Below are 15,036 nucleotides of genomic sequence, written 5' to 3'. Positions count from 1 at the left end.
GCGGGTGCATCCCCGGTCAGGCGAGTGCGTCGCCGGTCGTCACGAGGTCGCGGACCACGCCGGGCAGTTCGGCGATCAGCGCCGCCATCGGGAAGGGGCCCCCGTCCGAAGCCCGCCGGGCCGCGGTCCCGTGCACGACCGCGGCGGTCGCGGCCAGGTGTGCCAGGTCCTCGGGCGTCAGCGGCCCCTGTGCCGCCCGGGTGGCGACGAGCGCACCGAGCACCCCGCCGAGGACGTCGCCCGCACCGGCGGCGGCGAGCCACGGTGTGGCGGCGGACGCGACCAGGTCGACCGACCCGTCGGGAGTGACGACGTGGGTGTCCGCGCCCTTGAGCAGCACGACGCTGCCGGTCTGCTCGGCCGCGCGCAGGGCGGACCCCCGGGGGTCGTGCTCGACGGTCTCGCGGTCCGTGTCCAGGAGCGCGGCGAGCTCTCCCGCGTGCGGCGTCAGGACGGCGAGCGGCCCCAGGTCGACGAGCGGGATCGCACCGGCGTCCACGACGACCGGGACCCCGTCGTCCGACGCGTGCCGGAAGGCCTCGGCGGTCGCGGGGTCCAGCTCGCCGAGCGAACCGGCCGAGATCCCGGAGCCGACCAGCCACGCCTGCACCCGCCCGGTCCCGACGACGACCTCGGGACGGCGCATCAGCACGAAGTCGCCTGCCCGGTCGGGGCCGGCGTACCGGACCATGCCGACCCCGGTGTGGACGGCGGCATCGACACCGAGCACCGCGGCTCCGGGGTACGCCGCCGAGCCCGTCGCGACGCCGAGGACACCGCGGCGGTACTTCGTCGACTCCCCCACCGGGGCGGTCGTCCACGCGGCGGCGTCGGACACGGAGAAGGGCACGGAGGCGTTCATCGTCCCCACGTTACGGTGGAGCGCATGAGCCTGTTCCTGCCTGGTCGTGTCGTCGTGTTCGACTACGGCGAGGTGATCAGCCGGACGCCCGTCGCCGCACGGACCGCGCTGCTCGAGGCGACCGGCCTGACCGCGGACGAACTCTTCCCCGTGTACCAGGAGCTCCGGCACGACCTGGACCGCGGCGACCTCTCGGTGCTGGAGTACTGGCGTGCGATCGCCGCACGCACGGGACGCAGCTGGACGGTGAGCGAGGTCCACCGGCTGTGGGCCCTGGACTACACCGGCTGGTTCGAGGTCGACCCGGACGTGCTCGACCTGGTCGAGGAACTGCACGACGCCGGCACCCGTCTGGCGCTGCTGTCGAACGCAGGCTTCGACTTCGGCGACCCGTACCGCCGGTCGCCGATGGGCTCGCTCTTCGAGACCGTCGTGGTCAGCGCCGAGGAGCACGTCCTGAAGCCCGACGCTTCGATCTACCGCGACACCTGCGACCGGCTGGGAATCACCCCGTCACAGATGGTGTTCGTGGACAACAGGGCCGAGAACGTCGCCGGCGCGGAAGCGATCGGCGCCGTCGGCCACCACCACGTCTCCCCGACCGGACTCCGGGCCTTCCTGGAACGCCTGGCCGAGGACGCACCCCGCGAAGGAGCCACCGCGTGACGCACGCCCTGTTCGACCCGATCACCATCCGCGACCTGACCGTGCGGAACCGCATCTGGGTCTCCCCGATGTGCCAGTACTCGGCCGAGCAGCAGGACGGCGTCCCCACCCCGTGGCACCTGGTCCACCTCGGCGGGTTCGCCAAGGGCGGCGCCGGGGCCGTCGTGGTCGAGGCCACCGGTGTCGTGCCGGAGGGCCGGATCAGCCCGCAGGACCTCGGGCTGTGGAACGACGAGCAGCGTGACGCGTTCCGCCCGATCGTCGACTTCATCCACTCCCAGGGTGCCGCGGCCGGGGTGCAGCTGGCCCACGCCGGTCGCAAGGCCTCCACCTACCGCCCCTGGTCCGAGCAGCACGGCTCGGTGCCCGCGTCCGAGGGCGGCTGGACCACGGTCGCCCCGTCGGCGGTGGCGTTCGACGGGTACGCCGAGCCCCGGGAGCTGACGACCGAGGACATCCGCCTGGTCGCCCTCGGGTTCGCCGCCGCAGCCCGCCGCGCCGTCGACGCCGGCTTCGACCTGGTCGAGGTCCACGCTGCCCACGGCTACCTGCTGCACCAGTTCCTCTCGCCGCTCAGCAACCACCGCACGGACGACTTCGGCGGCTCGCTCGAGCACCGCGCCCAGGCCCTGCTCGACGTCGTCGACGCCGTGCGCGCCGAGGTCGGCGACGGCTTCCCGATCGTCGTCCGGTTCTCGGCGACGGACTGGACCGACGGCGGACTGACGCTCGACGAGGTCACACAGGTGGCCCGGTGGGCCAAGGAGCACGGCGCCGACCTGGCCGACGTCTCGACCGGCGGCAACGTCGCGAGCGCGCCGATCCCGGTCGGACCCGGCTACCAGGTGCCCTTCGCTGCCGCGCTCAGGCGTGACGCGGGCATCGGCACGATCGCCGTGGGCATGATCTCCGAGGCGTTCCAGGCCGAGCAGGTCGTCGCGACGGGCCAGGCCGACGTGGTGATGGTCGGCCGCGAGTTCCTCCGCGACCCCGGGTTCCCGCTCCGGGCCGCCCGCGAACTCGGCGTGACGCTCGACTACGAGCCGCAGCAGTACCACCGAGCATCCGTCACGAAGTAGGGCGGACTCCCGGGATCGCGGGGAAGCGCTGCTGTACGATCGTGCACACTGTGGACGATCCTCCGAATCCTTCTTCGCCTCACTCATCCGCCGCTCACTCGGTGAGCTGCTCTGACTCCCTGCGCCCCCGTGGCGTCCGCCTCGCTGATCGGGGGTGGACCCGGTGAGTCCCGTCGACGTCGTCATGCTCGTCGGTGGCATCCTGCTGACGCTCGGCACCGGTGTGTTCGTCGCGTCCGAGTTCGCGCTCGTGAACCTCGACCGTGCCGAGGTCGAGGCCCGTCGGGACCGCGGCGAGACCGGCCTGGCGCCCGTCATCGGCGCGCTCAAGGTCACCTCGACGCACCTGTCGAGCGCGCAGCTCGGCATCACGCTGACCACGCTGCTCACCGGGTACCTGCTCGAGCCGTCGATCGCGAAGCTGCTCGAGGCCCCGTTCCTGGCGCTGGCGCTGCCCGAGGCCGTCGTCGAGACGGTCGGCTCCATCGTGGCGCTCGTCATCGCGACGCTGCTGTCGATGATCCTCGGCGAGCTCGTGCCGAAGAACTTCGCGCTCGCGCTGCCGCTGCAGACCGCCAAGCTCGTCGTGCCGCTGCAGATCGCGTTCACGACGGTGTTCAAGCCCGCCGTCGCAGCGCTCAACGGCACGGCCAACGCGGTGCTCCGCAGCATCGGCATCGAGCCGCAGGAAGAACTGAGCGGCGCCCGCAGCGCCGAGGAACTCACCTCGTTGCTCCGCCGTTCGGCGTCCGAGGGCTCGCTCGAACAGGACACGGCGACGCTCCTGCAGCGCACCCTGTCGTTCTCCGAGCTCGACGCCAGCGACGTGATGACTCCCCGACCGCGCCTGTCGACGATCCGCGTGTCCGAGTCGGCCGAGGACGTCATCGCCCTCGCCCGCCGCACCGGGTTCAGCCGCTTCCCCGTCATCGAGGAGGACGCGGACGACGTGGTCGGCATCGTGCACGTCAAGCAGGCCGTCGCCGTCCCGCGCGAGAAGCGTCCCGAGGTGCCGGTCGGCGCGCTCATGACCGACGCCGAGCGGGTGCCGGAGACCATGCCCGGCGACACCCTGCTCACCGAGGTCCGCGGCCGCGGCTACCAGATGGTCATCGTCGTCGACGAGTACGGCGGCACCGCCGGGGTCGTCACGCTCGAGGACCTGATCGAGGAGATCGTCGGCGAGGTCTCCGACGAGCACGACCGCGCCCGGATCGACGTCGTGCGCTCCCGCAACTGGCTGACCTTCCCCGGACTCCTGCGCCCCGACGAGCTCGAGGACCGCGCCGGGGTCAAGGTCCCCGAGGACGGCCCGTACGAGACCGTCGGCGGGTTCATCATGGCCACGCTCGGCCGCCTGCCGGTCGTCGGCGACGAGGTCCCGCTCGAGGACGGCGTGTTCCGCGTCGAGCGCCTGGACGGCCGTCGCGTGGACCGGATCCGCTGGACCCCGACCCCCGTCGACACCCCGCCCGACGGCGTGACGCTGCCGACGACGGCCGCGAAGAACAAGTACAAGGAGGCGACCCGATGAGTTCCGACTGGCCCCGGTTGGGTCTGCCGTCTTCTGGCTCTCAGGGAGGTCTCCGATGAGTTCCGACTGGTGGGGCATCTTCTGGCTCTTCGTGCTGCTCGCCGGCAACGCCTTCTTCGTCGCCGCCGAGTTCGCCGTCATCTCTGCGCGCCGCTCGCAGATCGAGCCCCGCGCCGAGCAGGGCTCCCGTGCCGCACAGATGACCCTGTGGGCGATGGAGCACGCCACCCGGATGCTCGCGACCACGCAGCTCGGCATCACCGTGTGCTCGCTGCTCATCCTCAACGTCTCCGAGCCGGCGATCCACCACCTCCTCGAGGTCCCGCTGCACGCCACGGGGTGGAACGTCGAGGTCATCGGCATCGTGGCCTTCGTGTTCACGCTGCTGCTCGTGTCCTTCCTGCACGTGGTGTTCGGCGAGATGGTCCCGAAGAACATCTCGTTCTCGATGCCCGACCGTGCGGCACTGCTGCTCGTCCCGACGCTCTGGTACATCGGCCACGGCCTGCACTGGGTCGTCGTCGGCCTGAACGAGGTCGCCAACGGCGTGCTGCGGCTGTTCAAGGTCGAGCCGAAGGACGAGGCCGTCAGCGCCTACACCGTCGAAGAGGTGCAGACGATCGTCGAGCAGTCCCGTCGTGAGGGCACCCTCGCGGACGACGGCGGCACGCTCCGCATGGCGTTCGAGTTCACCGAGAAGAAGGTCAGGGACGTCGCCGTGCCGATGTCCGAGCTGGTCACCCTGCCCGACGTCGCCACGCCCGGGGACGTCGAGCGTGCGGTCGCCCAGCGCGGGTTCTCGCGGTACGTGCTGGTCGGCGACCAGGGCGACCCCACCGGCTACGTGCACGTCAAGGACGTCATCGACCTGCGTCCGGACGAGTACGACGACCCGGTTCCACCCAAGCGCATCCGCCAGCTCATCTCGCTGTACACCGAGATGGACCTGGAGGACGCGCTGGCCACCATGCGAGCGGCCGGACGCCACGTCGCGCGCGCGTTCGACGCCGAGGGCCGGACCACGGGGGTGCTGTTCCTCGAGGACATCCTCGAAGAACTGGTGGGCACCGTCCAGGACGCGACCCGCCGCCGGTAGACGCCGCCGCTCCGCATCGCGAAAGCGACAGATCACCGCCAGCCAACGGCGGCGAACTGTCGCTTTCGCGGTGGGGATGGACCAGCAGACGGACGGGAGGCGCGTGGCAACCCCGCCACGCGCCTCCCGTCCGGCGGCTACCAGCTGACCGGCAGCGGCTTGCCCTCTTCGTACCCGGCGGCGGACTGGATGCCCACCAGCGCGCGCTCCGAGAACTCGGCGAGGGTCGTGGCCCCGGCGTACGTGGCGGAGCTCCGGACGCCGGTCGTGATCATGTCGAGCAGGTCCTCGACGCTGGGGCGCTCCGGGTCGAGGTAGATCGTCGAGGACGAGATCCCCTCGGCGAACAGCGCCTTGCGGGCCCGCTCGTACGGGTCGAGCCGCTCGAAGCGCTCGCGCACGGCCTTGGCGGAGGCCATGCCCCAGCTCTCCTTGTACGCGGCGCCCTTCGCGTCGCGTCGCAGGACACCCGGCGCCTCGAGCGTGCCGGCGAACCACGAGCCGATCATCACTGCGCTGGCGCCCGCGGCCAGTGCCAGGGCGACGTCGCGGGGGTAGCGCACGCCGCCGTCCGCCCAGACGTGGGCGCCGAGGGACCGGGCCGCGGCGGCGGTCTCGAGCACGGCGGAGAACTGCGGCCGCCCGACGGCGGTCATCATGCGGGTGGTGCACATCGCGCCGGGGCCGACCCCGACCTTGATGATCGACGCGCCGGCCTCGACCAGGTGGGCCACGGCGTCGGCGGTGACCACGTTGCCCGCGACGAGCGGGATGTCGAGCTGCAGCGCGGCCACGGTGCGGAGTGCGCGGAGCATGCCCTCCTGGTGGCCGTGGGCGGTGTCGAGGACGAGCACGTCGACGCCGGCGGCGGCGAGGGCCTTCGCCTTGGCCGCGACGTCGCCGTTGATGCCGATCGCGGCGGCGACGCGCAGGCGACCCGAGGCGTCGACGGCTGGCGTGTAGATGTCCGAGCGGATGGCGCTCGTCGGGCTGGTCGTGCCGACGACGCGACCGTGCCGGGTCACCGGGGCGAAGTCGACGTCGGCGGCGGTGAGCACGTCGTAGACGTGGCGCGGGGTGCCGGCGTCCTCGGCGTCGATCGCGGTCGAGGCGCCGTGCAGCAGGTCGCGGAGCGTGGCGTCGGGGCCGGCGGTGCCCAGCCGGCTGGCCGGGACGCAGCCGAGGTACTCCCCCGCGGCGTCGCGGACGACCACCCCGCGGCCGGCGACCGGCAGGAGCTGCCCGAGGGTCTCGGCGACCGTGGTGTCAGCGCCCATCTCGAGCGCGGTGTCGAATTCGACGGGCTGGTCCTTGACCCAGCGGATCGCGGCGTCGAGGTCCTGCAGGTGCATGTCCTGCGGCAGCACGCCCAGCCCGCCTCGTCGTGCCAGGGTCGCGGCGAGCCGCGGGCCGGTCACGGAGTTCATGTTCGCGCTGACGATCGGGATCGTCACGCCGGAACCGTCGTTCGCGGCGAGGTCCACGTCGAAGCGGCTCGTCACGCCCGAGCGGCTGGGGACGAGGAAGACGTCGGAGTAGGTCAGGTCGTGGGTCGGCCGCGTCTCGTAGAACCTCATGCCGCCCACCGTACTGCGCAGCGACATGCCCCGCTCCTGACGGCGAGCGGTCATGTGGGAACGGCTACGCTTGACGACGTGCGGGGCAGGGTTGCGCCGCACGACACACACGAGCATCAATCGACGGAGAGTGGGCGATCGGCTGTGTCGAGCCATCTGACCGGAACTGACGAGACCGCGGGCGAATTCGGCGCGAACGAGTGGCTGGTGGACGAGCTCTACGAGCAGTTCATCGCCGACAAGCACTCCGTGGACGAGTCCTGGTGGCCGGTCCTCGAGAGCTACCACAAGGCCTCTGGGGCCAGCGCCCCTGCGGCTGCCGCGCCCGCTCCGGCTTCGGCTGCCGCCCCGGCTCCGGCGCAGTCGTCGGCTGCCGCTCCGTCTGCGGCTGCCACGCCCGCTCCGGCCCAGTCGTCAGCTCCGGCGCCCGGCGACGGCAAGGGGGCGCCGATCCAGGCACGCACCACGTCCAAGCAGCCCTCACCGCAGCCCATCCCCGCCGAGGCGAACGACGCCACCGACGAGCACGAGGAGACCCACGAAGACGTGGCGACCCCGCTCCGCGGCATGGCGAAGACCCTCGCGTCGAACATGGACGCCTCGCTCACGGTCCCCACCGCCACGAGCGTGCGCACCATCCCCGCCAAGCTGATGATCGACAACCGCATCGTCATCAACAACCACCTGCGCCGGGCCCGTGGCGGCAAGATCTCCTTCACCCACCTCATCGGCTGGGCGATGGTGCAGGCGCTCAAGGAGTTCCCGAGCCAGAACGTCTTCTACGAGGAGCGCGACGGCAAGCCCTTCGTGGTCGAGCCCGCGCACGTCGGTCTCGGGATCGCGATCGACGTCCCGAAGAAGGACGGCACCCGGTCGCTCCTGGTGCCGAGCATCAAGCGCGCCGAGACCCTGACCTTCGGCCAGTTCCTCTCCGCCTACGAGGACCTGGTCAAGCGGGCCCGCGACAACAAGCTCACCCCGGCCGACTTCCAGGGCACGACGATCTCGCTGACCAACCCCGGCGGCATCGGCACCGTGCACTCGGTCCCCCGCCTGACGAAGGGCCAGGGCGCGATCATCGGCGCCGGCGCGCTCGAGTACCCGGCCCAGTTCCAGGGGTCCGCGGCCAAGACCCTCGTCGAGCTCGGCATCGGCAAGACGATCACGCTGACCAGCACATACGACCACCGCGTCATCCAGGGTGCCGGGTCGGGCGAGTACCTGAAGAAGGTGCACGAGCGGCTCATCGGCGAACACGGGTTCTACGAGGGCATCTTCTCGGCGCTCCGGATCCCGTACAAGCCGATCCAGTGGGCGAACGACATCAACGTCGACCTGGCGCACCGGGTCAACAAGACCGCGCGCGTCCAGGAGCTCATCAACAGCTACCGCGTCCGCGGTCACCTGATGGCCGACATCGACCCGCTCGAGTACCGCCAGCGCACGCACCCCGACCTCGAGATCGAGAGCCACGGGCTGACCTTCTGGGACCTCGACCGCGAGTTCGTCACGGGCGGTCTGGCCGGCACCACGAACGCACCGCTCCGCGACGTGCTCGGTGTCCTCCGCGACGCATACTGCCGCACGGTCGGCATCGAGTACATGCACATCCAGGACCCGGAGCAGCGCCGCTGGTTCCAGTCCCACATCGAGGTGCCGTACTCGAAGCCGTCGAAGGACGAGCAGCTCCGGGTGCTCGGCAAGCTCAACGAGGCCGAGGCCTTCGAGACCTTCCTGCAGACCAAGTACGTCGGCCAGAAGCGCTTCTCGCTCGAGGGAGGCGAGTCGACGATCGCGTTCCTCGACACGCTGATCCAGCACGCGGCCGTCGCTGGGCTCGACGAGGTGGCGATCGGCATGGCGCACCGCGGTCGCCTCAACGTGCTGACGAACATCGCCGGCAAGACGTACGGCCAGATCTTCCGCGAGTTCGAGGGCACCACGCTCCCCGGGGCCGTGCAGGGTCAGGGCTCCGGCGACGTCAAGTACCACGTCGGCACCGAGGGCGTCTTCCGTGCCTCGGACGGCACCACGATCCCGATCACCATCGCGGCGAACCCGTCGCACCTCGAAGCCGTCGACGGCGTGCTCGAGGGCATCGTCCGCGCCAAGCAGGACCGTGGCCCCGCCGGGGTCTTCGGCGTGCTCCCGGTCCTGGTGCACGGCGACGCGGCGATGGCCGGCCAGGGCGTCGTCGTCGAGACCCTGCAGATGTCGCAACTGCGGGGCTACCGCACCGGCGGCACCGTGCACCTGGTCATCAACAACCAGGTCGGGTTCACCACCCCGCCGGACTCGGCCCGGACCTCGGTGTACTCCACCGACGTCGCCAAGACGATCCAGGCGCCGATCCTGCACGTCAACGGCGACGACCCGGAAGCCGTCGCACGCGTCGCCGACCTGGCCTTCGCCTACCGCGAGGAGTTCCACCGCGACGTCGTCATCGACCTGGTCTGCTACCGCCGTCGTGGGCACAACGAGGGCGACGACCCCTCGATGACCCAGCCGCTGATGTACAACCTGATCGAGGCCAAGCGCTCCGTCCGCACGCTGTTCACCGAGGCCCTGGTCGGTCGTGGCGACATCACGCAAGAGGAGTACGACGAGGCGCACCGCGACTTCCAGGACCGCCTCGAGCGCGCCTTCGCCGAGACCCACGAGGCGCAGACCGGCACGATCCCCGTGATCGAGGTCGACGACGACGGCGCCGTGCAGGGTCTCGAACGGCCGAGCGCGCAGCTTGACGACGCCGAGCACGACGTGCACGAGACCGCCATCTCGCAGGAGCTCGTCGAGCGCATCGGCGATGCGCACGGCAACCCGCCCGCCGGGTTCCAGGTGCACCCGAAGCTGCAGGCGCTGCTGACCAAGCGCACCGACATGACCCGCAAGGGCGGCGTCGACTGGGCGATGGCCGAGCTCATGGCCATCGGGTCGCTGCTGACCGAGGGCAAGCCGGTCCGTCTCGCCGGGCAGGACGCCCGCCGTGGCACGTTCGTCCAGCGGCAGGCGGTGTTCCACGACCGGGAGAACGGCCAGGAGTGGCTGCCGCTGTCGAACCTGACCGAGGACCAGGCCCGCTTCTACATCTACGACACGCTGCTCAGCGAGTACGCGGCGATGGCGTTCGAGTACGGGTACTCGGTTGAACGCCCCGACGCGCTCGTCCTGTGGGAGGCGCAGTTCGGCGACTTCGCCAACGGCGCCCAGACGGTCATCGACGAGTTCATCTCATCGGCCGAGCAGAAGTGGGGGCAGCGCTCCGGCCTGGTCCTGCTGCTGCCGCACGGCTACGAGGGTCAGGGCCCGGACCACTCCTCCGCGCGTATCGAGCGGTACCTGCAGCTGTGCGCCGAGGACAACATGGTGGTGGCACGACCGTCGACCCCCGCGTCGTACTTCCACCTGCTGCGTCGTCAGGCGTGGGAGCGTCCGCAGAAGCCCCTCGTGGTGTTCAGCCCGAAGGCCATGCTCCGGCTGCGCCAGGCGACGAGCCCGGTCGACGCGTTCACGAGCGGCACGTTCGAGCCGGTGATCGACGACGACCGCATCACCGACCGGAACGCCGTGCGCCGCGTCGTGCTGCACTCCGGCAAGGTGCACCACGACCTGCGCACCGAGGCGGACAAGCACGAGCGCACCGACGTCGCCCTGGTGCGGCTCGAGCAGCTCGCGCCGCTCCCCCTCGACCGCATCCTGCAGGTGCTGGCCTCGTACCCGAACGCCGACGTCGTCTGGGCACAGGAAGAGCCGGAGAACCAGGGTGCCTGGCCGTTCGTGTGCATGAACCTGTCGCCGCACCTGGACGGACGACCGCTCTCGGTCGCGTCCCGCCCGGCCAGCGCTGCGCCGGCGACCGGTTCCTCGAAGCGGTCCGCCGCCGAGGCCACCGAGGTCATCACGACGGCGCTCGGCTAGGCCGACCACACCCGAGGCGCACGTCGCACCCCGTCACGCACATCGCACCCCGTGGAAACGGGGTGCGATGTTCGTTGCGGGGTGCGATGCGACCCGCGACCGCGACGGGCGATCTCGCGCCGCGCTCAGGCGATGCGGGTGTACCGCACACCGGCCTCGTGGTACCCGCGCTTCTGGTAGAACCGGTGCGCGCTGTCCGTCGCGGCGGCACTGACCGCCGACAGGTGCCGCGCGCCCTGCTCCGCGGCCCAGGCCTCGAACGTGCCGAGCAACGCCGAACCCGTGCCCGAGCGCCGTGCCGACGGGTCGACCACGAGCAGCAGCAGCTGCGCGGTCGGCTCGTCGGAGGCGTACGCCCACGTCACCTGGGCCCCGGCCACCGCCACGGCACGACCGTCCTCACCGCGGACCAACCACGTGTGGTGCCCGGCGGCGGGCGTCAGGCGTTCGAGGCGGGAGCGCATCGCGTCGTCGTCGGCGGTGTGGCCGAGCGAGCGGACGAGGGCGGCGACGTCGGCGACGTCCGGGTCGGACCAGGAGGTGATCGACTCGACGGAGAGGGTCATGCTCGCGACCCTACCCGGCGCGCCGAGCGTGTTTCGACGTCAGTGCGTCGACTGCTCCGCGCGGATCCGCGTCAGGATCTCCATCCGGAGCTGGTCCGGGGCGGTCTCCTTGCAGGCACGCTTGACGGTCTCCATCAGGACCACGCCGACGCGGTGCTCGGACTGGCAGTCCACGCAGTCGGCCATGTGCTCACGGATGTCCGCCGCGTCCTCGTGCCGGAGTTCGTCGTGCAGGAACTCCTCGAGTTCCGCCTTCGCCTTGGAGCAGTCGCAGCCGCTCATCGCTCACCCTTCCGTCCCGAGCGACCCGTGGTCGCTGCCTGCTCTGACGCCGGAGCGCCCCGGCCCCGCCCGCGCATCGTCGCCGTCGACGCTGCGTCCGGGACGACACCGGTCTCACGTGCGTGGTCCGCCAACAGCCCCCGCAGGAGCCGACGGCCACGGTGGAGACGGCTCATGACCGTGCCCACGGGGGTCTTCATGATGTCCGCGATCTCCTGGTAGGAGAACCCCTCGACATCGGCGAAGTAGACGGCCATCCGGAAGTCCTCGGGGATGGCCTGCAGCGCGTCCTTCACCGCGGAGGACGGCAGGTGGTCGATGGCGTCCGCCTCGGCCGAGCGTGCGGAGACCGACTGCGTGACGCTCTCCGCACCGCCGAGCTGCCAGTCCTCGAGCTCGTCGATGGTGCCCTGGTAGGGGTTCCGCTGGTTCTTGCGGTACGTGTTGATGAACGTGTTCGTCAGGATCCGGTAGAGCCACGCCTTGAGGTTCGTGCCCTGCCGGAACTGCCGGAACGCCGCGAACGCCTTGACGAAGGTCTCCTGCACCAGGTCCGAGGCGTCGGCCGGGTTGCGGGTCATCCGCATGGCGGCGCCGTAGAGCTGGTCCATGAACGGCAGCGCCTGGTCCTCGAAGAGCCCGCGCAACTCGGCGTCGGACACGGTCTTCGCGTCCACGACGTCGGCCTGAGCGTCCACGACGTCGGCCTGAGCGTCCACGACGTCGGGCTGAGCGTCCTCGACGTCGTCGGCCTGCGGCTCGTCGAGCGCGACGGTGTCCTCGTCGACCGGGTCGTGCGGTGCTGCCTGCGGCTCGTCGGTGGTCATCGCGGGCCAGTCTAGGGCGAGTGTGGTCACCACAGGAGGCATCGTGCGCCGGTGCGTCCGCGCTGGTGCGAGTGCTGTCGCCAAGGGTCCTCCCGATCGTTTCAGTAGTCTTGTGAACCGATGGCAGACACGACGCATTCCCAGCAGCCCGACGCCTGGATCGCCCCCGTCGCGGCGGGTCCCCTGCACGGCGACGTCGCCCTGCCCGGGTCGAAGTCGCTGACGAACCGCGAGCTCGTCCTCGCGGCGCTCGCGGACGGTCCGTCCACCGTCCACCTGCCGCTGCACTCGCGCGACTCGACGCTGATGATCGAGGCGCTCCGTGCCCTCGGCGTCGGCATCGACGAGGTCACCCCCGCCGACGGCACCGCCCCGAACCCGTACGGCCCCGACCTCCGGGTCACGCCGGCGTCGATGCACGGCGACGTCCGCATCGACTGCGGGCTCGCGGGCACCGTGATGCGCTTCCTGCCGCCACTCGCCGCGCTCGCGACCGGCCCCGTGGTCGTCGACGGGGACGAGGCCGCCCGCCGCCGTCCGATGCGCCCCGTGATCGACGCCCTCGTCGCACTCGGCGTCGAGGTCACCGACGACGGCGACGGCGCACTGCCCTTCGCGTTCACCGGGAGCGGCTCCGTGCGGGGTGGCGCCCTGACGATCGACGCGTCGGCATCGTCGCAGTTCGTCTCCGGCCTGCTGCTCTCCGCGCCGCGGTTCGACGAGGGCCTGCACCTCACCCACGCGGGCGAGCGCCTGCCGAGCCTCCCGCACATCGACATGACGGTCGCCGCGCTGCGTGCCCGCGGCGTGCGGGTCGACCAGCCCGAGGTCGGCCAGTGGATCGTGCACCCGGGCCCGATCGCTGCTCGTGACGTCACGATCGAGCCGGACCTGTCCAACGCAGCCCCCTTCGCGATCGCCGCGATCGTGGCCGGCGGCACCGTCCGGATCCGCACCTGGCCGACGGAGACCACGCAGGTCGGGGCCGACCTCGAGACGCTCCTGCCCCTGTGGGGCGCGACCGTGCGCCGTGACGGTGACGACCTGGTGTTCGACGGCGGCGTCGGTATCCGGGGCGGGGCCTCCTGTCCGGGTCTGGACCTGGACCTGACGCGCGGTGGCGAACTGGCACCGGCGCTGGTCGCGCTGGCGGCACTGGCCGACGGGCCGACCACGATCACCGGCATCGGCCACCTGCGGGGCCACGAGACGGACCGGCTCGCCGCACTGGCGGCGGACGTCACCGGGACAGGAGGCACGGTGCAGGTCCTCGACGACGGCCTGCGGATCGTGCCGGCGCCGCTCCACGGCGGTGGCTGGGCCGCGTACGAGGACCACCGGATGGCGACCGCCGGCGCGGTCGTCGGGCTCGTGACGCCGGGCATCGCGGTGGACGACATCGGTTCGACGGCCAAGACGCTGCCGCAGTTCCCGGAGCTGTGGGCGGCGCTCGTGGCGACCGCGTCGTCGTCGGGGGTGTGACCCGATGAGCTGGTGGGACGACGTCGACGGTGACGGGGACGAGGACGAGCCGTACGGCCAGTACGACGAGTCGAGCGTGCGGGTCCGGCCGAACCCGAAGGGCAACCGGCCGCGGACGAAGGTCCGGCCGACCTACGACGACGCCCCGACCGGCTGGGTGACGAACGTCGACCGCGGGCGCTTCGGTGTGCTCGTCGGGGACGACCTCATCACGGCGACGAAGGCCCGTGAGCTCGGGAAGAAGTCCGTCGTGACGGGCGACACCGTGTTCCTGACGGGAGACGTCTCGGGCGCTGAGGGCTCCCTCGCCCGCATCGTCCGGGTGCAGGACCGCACCACGCTGCTGCGCCGGAGTGCCGACGACAGCGACGACGTCGAGCGGGTGATCGTCGCGAACGCCACGCAGATGCTCATCGTGGTCGCGGCAGCCGACCCCGAACCCCGGACCCGGCTCATCGACCGGTACCTGGTCGCGGCCTTCGACGCTGGCCTCGACCCTGTGCTCTGCATCACGAAGACCGACCTCGCCGACCCGACCGACTTCCTGGCGCACTTCGCCTGCCTGGACCTGCGGATCGTGACCAGCCGCTCGGACGCCTTCCCGCTCGACGCCCTGCACGAGGTCCTCGACGGGCAGGTCACCGTCACGGTGGGGCACTCGGGCGTGGGGAAGTCCACGCTCGTGAACGCGCTGACCGGGTCGACGCGGGCCGTCGGCGTCGTGAACTCGGTGACCGGACGGGGGCGGCACACGTCGTCGTCCTCGATCGCGCTGCAGGTCACCGGCGGCGGCTGGATCATCGACACGCCGGGGGTCCGGTCGTTCGGGCTCGGACACGTCGACCCCGCGAACGTGTTCCGGGCGTTCGCGTCACACGCGATCCCCGTCCCGGCGTCCGTGTCCGGGGTCCCGGACACGGGCATCCCGCTCGACCAGGCGCACGACTGGGAGATCGTCGACCGCGTGCAGGCCGGGGAGCTCGGGCCGACGGGCATCGAGCGGCTCGACTCCTTCCGCGCGCTGTTGACCGGCATGGGCGGGGCCGACCCGGGTTCGGAGTAGCGCCGCGGGGCAGCGCGGGGATCGACCGGCGCTCATCGCACGCAGGCAGCCCGAGCCCACGTGCGCCACGTGCGCCACCTGCGC

12 protein-coding genes are annotated in these 15,036 nt (G+C 71.5%); 7 read left to right on the top strand and 5 right to left on the bottom strand.

The window, feature by feature from the left end:
- Positions 1-16: 16 nt before the first annotated feature.
- Positions 17-862 (bottom strand): ADP/ATP-dependent (S)-NAD(P)H-hydrate dehydratase, encoded by an 846-nt coding sequence (locus tag BIU90_RS12610; protein WP_071300567.1) that lies wholly within the window; start codon positions 860-862, stop codon positions 17-19.
- A 24-nt stretch (positions 863-886) separates the two neighbouring features.
- Between BIU90_RS12610 and BIU90_RS12605 the strand changes: the two genes are divergently transcribed.
- From BIU90_RS12605 to BIU90_RS12590, 4 genes are all read left to right on the top strand, one after another.
- Positions 887-1,528 carry an HAD family phosphatase gene (locus tag BIU90_RS12605; RefSeq protein WP_071301006.1) on the top strand — a complete coding sequence of 214 codons (642 nt, stop codon included), beginning with the start codon at positions 887-889 and terminating at the stop codon, positions 1,526-1,528.
- A complete protein-coding gene (locus tag BIU90_RS12600) occupies positions 1,525-2,607 on the top strand; it encodes an NADH:flavin oxidoreductase/NADH oxidase (protein WP_071300566.1) in 1,083 nt (360 codons plus the stop codon). Before BIU90_RS12605 ends, BIU90_RS12600 begins: the two co-directional genes overlap by 4 nt.
- A gap of 184 nt (positions 2,608-2,791) precedes the next feature.
- Positions 2,792-4,141 carry a hemolysin family protein gene (locus tag BIU90_RS12595; RefSeq protein WP_139195295.1) on the top strand — a complete coding sequence of 450 codons (1,350 nt, stop codon included), beginning with the start codon at positions 2,792-2,794 and terminating at the stop codon, positions 4,139-4,141.
- 55 nt (positions 4,142-4,196) lie between these two features.
- Positions 4,197-5,237 (top strand): hemolysin family protein, encoded by a 1,041-nt coding sequence (locus tag BIU90_RS12590; RefSeq protein WP_071300565.1) that lies wholly within the window; start codon positions 4,197-4,199, stop codon positions 5,235-5,237.
- 137 nt (positions 5,238-5,374) lie between these two features.
- On the opposite strand, the gene BIU90_RS12585 is transcribed toward BIU90_RS12590, so the two are convergent.
- Complete coding sequence (locus BIU90_RS12585; protein WP_071301004.1) at positions 5,375-6,814, bottom strand: GuaB1 family IMP dehydrogenase-related protein; 1,440 nt, start codon at positions 6,812-6,814, stop codon at positions 5,375-5,377.
- A gap of 144 nt (positions 6,815-6,958) precedes the next feature.
- Between BIU90_RS12585 and BIU90_RS12580 the strand changes: the two genes are divergently transcribed.
- Positions 6,959-10,732 carry a multifunctional oxoglutarate decarboxylase/oxoglutarate dehydrogenase thiamine pyrophosphate-binding subunit/dihydrolipoyllysine-residue succinyltransferase subunit gene (locus tag BIU90_RS12580; RefSeq protein WP_175470210.1) on the top strand — a complete coding sequence of 1,258 codons (3,774 nt, stop codon included), beginning with the start codon at positions 6,959-6,961 and terminating at the stop codon, positions 10,730-10,732.
- A 125-nt stretch (positions 10,733-10,857) separates the two neighbouring features.
- Here BIU90_RS12580 and BIU90_RS12575 read toward each other — a convergent pair whose 3' ends face one another.
- From BIU90_RS12575 to BIU90_RS12565, 3 genes are read right to left on the bottom strand one after another with little or no spacing between them, the layout of a single operon-like run.
- Positions 10,858-11,298, bottom strand: a complete 441-nt coding sequence (locus BIU90_RS12575) for a GNAT family N-acetyltransferase (protein ID WP_071300563.1) — start codon at positions 11,296-11,298, stop codon at positions 10,858-10,860.
- A 39-nt stretch (positions 11,299-11,337) separates the two neighbouring features.
- Positions 11,338-11,580: an alpha-ketoglutarate decarboxylase gene (locus BIU90_RS12570; protein WP_071300562.1), complete on the bottom strand. Its 243-nt coding sequence runs from the start codon at positions 11,578-11,580 to the stop codon at positions 11,338-11,340.
- Positions 11,577-12,407, bottom strand: a complete 831-nt coding sequence (locus BIU90_RS12565; protein WP_083403940.1) for a sigma-70 family RNA polymerase sigma factor — start codon at positions 12,405-12,407, stop codon at positions 11,577-11,579. The genes BIU90_RS12570 and BIU90_RS12565 overlap by 4 nt, the downstream gene beginning before the upstream one ends.
- 120 nt (positions 12,408-12,527) lie before the next feature.
- Here BIU90_RS12565 and aroA point away from each other — a divergent pair, with 120 nt between their 5' ends.
- Positions 12,528-13,889, top strand: coding sequence for a 3-phosphoshikimate 1-carboxyvinyltransferase (gene aroA, locus BIU90_RS12560; RefSeq protein WP_071300561.1), 1,362 nt, complete (start codon positions 12,528-12,530; stop codon positions 13,887-13,889).
- Between the two features lie 4 nt (positions 13,890-13,893).
- A complete protein-coding gene (gene rsgA, locus BIU90_RS12555) occupies positions 13,894-14,952 on the top strand; it encodes a ribosome small subunit-dependent GTPase A (protein ID WP_071300560.1) in 1,059 nt (352 codons plus the stop codon).
- Positions 14,953-15,036 lie beyond the last annotated feature (84 nt).

Source organism: Curtobacterium sp. MCBA15_001 (assembly GCF_001864835.1).
In the GTDB taxonomy this organism is placed as follows: Bacteria; Actinomycetota; Actinomycetes; order Actinomycetales; family Microbacteriaceae; genus Curtobacterium.
The sequence above is the reverse complement of the archived record's forward strand: the minus strand, read 5'-3'. Positions and strand labels throughout refer to the sequence as shown.

Coding starts and splice junctions, on each gene's coding strand:
- BIU90_RS12590 (WP_071300565.1), top strand. CDS start 4,197: ATGAGTTCCGACTGGTGGGGCATCTTCTGGCTCTTCGTGCTGCTCGCC.
- BIU90_RS12610 (WP_071300567.1), bottom strand. CDS start 862: ATGAACGCCTCCGTGCCCTTCTCCGTGTCCGACGCCGCCGCGTGGACG.
- aroA (WP_071300561.1), top strand. CDS start 12,528: ATGGCAGACACGACGCATTCCCAGCAGCCCGACGCCTGGATCGCCCCC.
- BIU90_RS12605 (WP_071301006.1), top strand. CDS start 887: ATGAGCCTGTTCCTGCCTGGTCGTGTCGTCGTGTTCGACTACGGCGAG.
- BIU90_RS12570 (WP_071300562.1), bottom strand. CDS start 11,580: ATGAGCGGCTGCGACTGCTCCAAGGCGAAGGCGGAACTCGAGGAGTTC.
- BIU90_RS12565 (WP_083403940.1), bottom strand. CDS start 12,407: ATGACCACCGACGAGCCGCAGGCAGCACCGCACGACCCGGTCGACGAG.
- BIU90_RS12575 (WP_071300563.1), bottom strand. CDS start 11,298: ATGACCCTCTCCGTCGAGTCGATCACCTCCTGGTCCGACCCGGACGTC.
- rsgA (WP_071300560.1), top strand. CDS start 13,894: ATGAGCTGGTGGGACGACGTCGACGGTGACGGGGACGAGGACGAGCCG.
- BIU90_RS12595 (WP_139195295.1), top strand. CDS start 2,792: ATGCTCGTCGGTGGCATCCTGCTGACGCTCGGCACCGGTGTGTTCGTC.
- BIU90_RS12585 (WP_071301004.1), bottom strand. CDS start 6,814: ATGAGGTTCTACGAGACGCGGCCGACCCACGACCTGACCTACTCCGAC.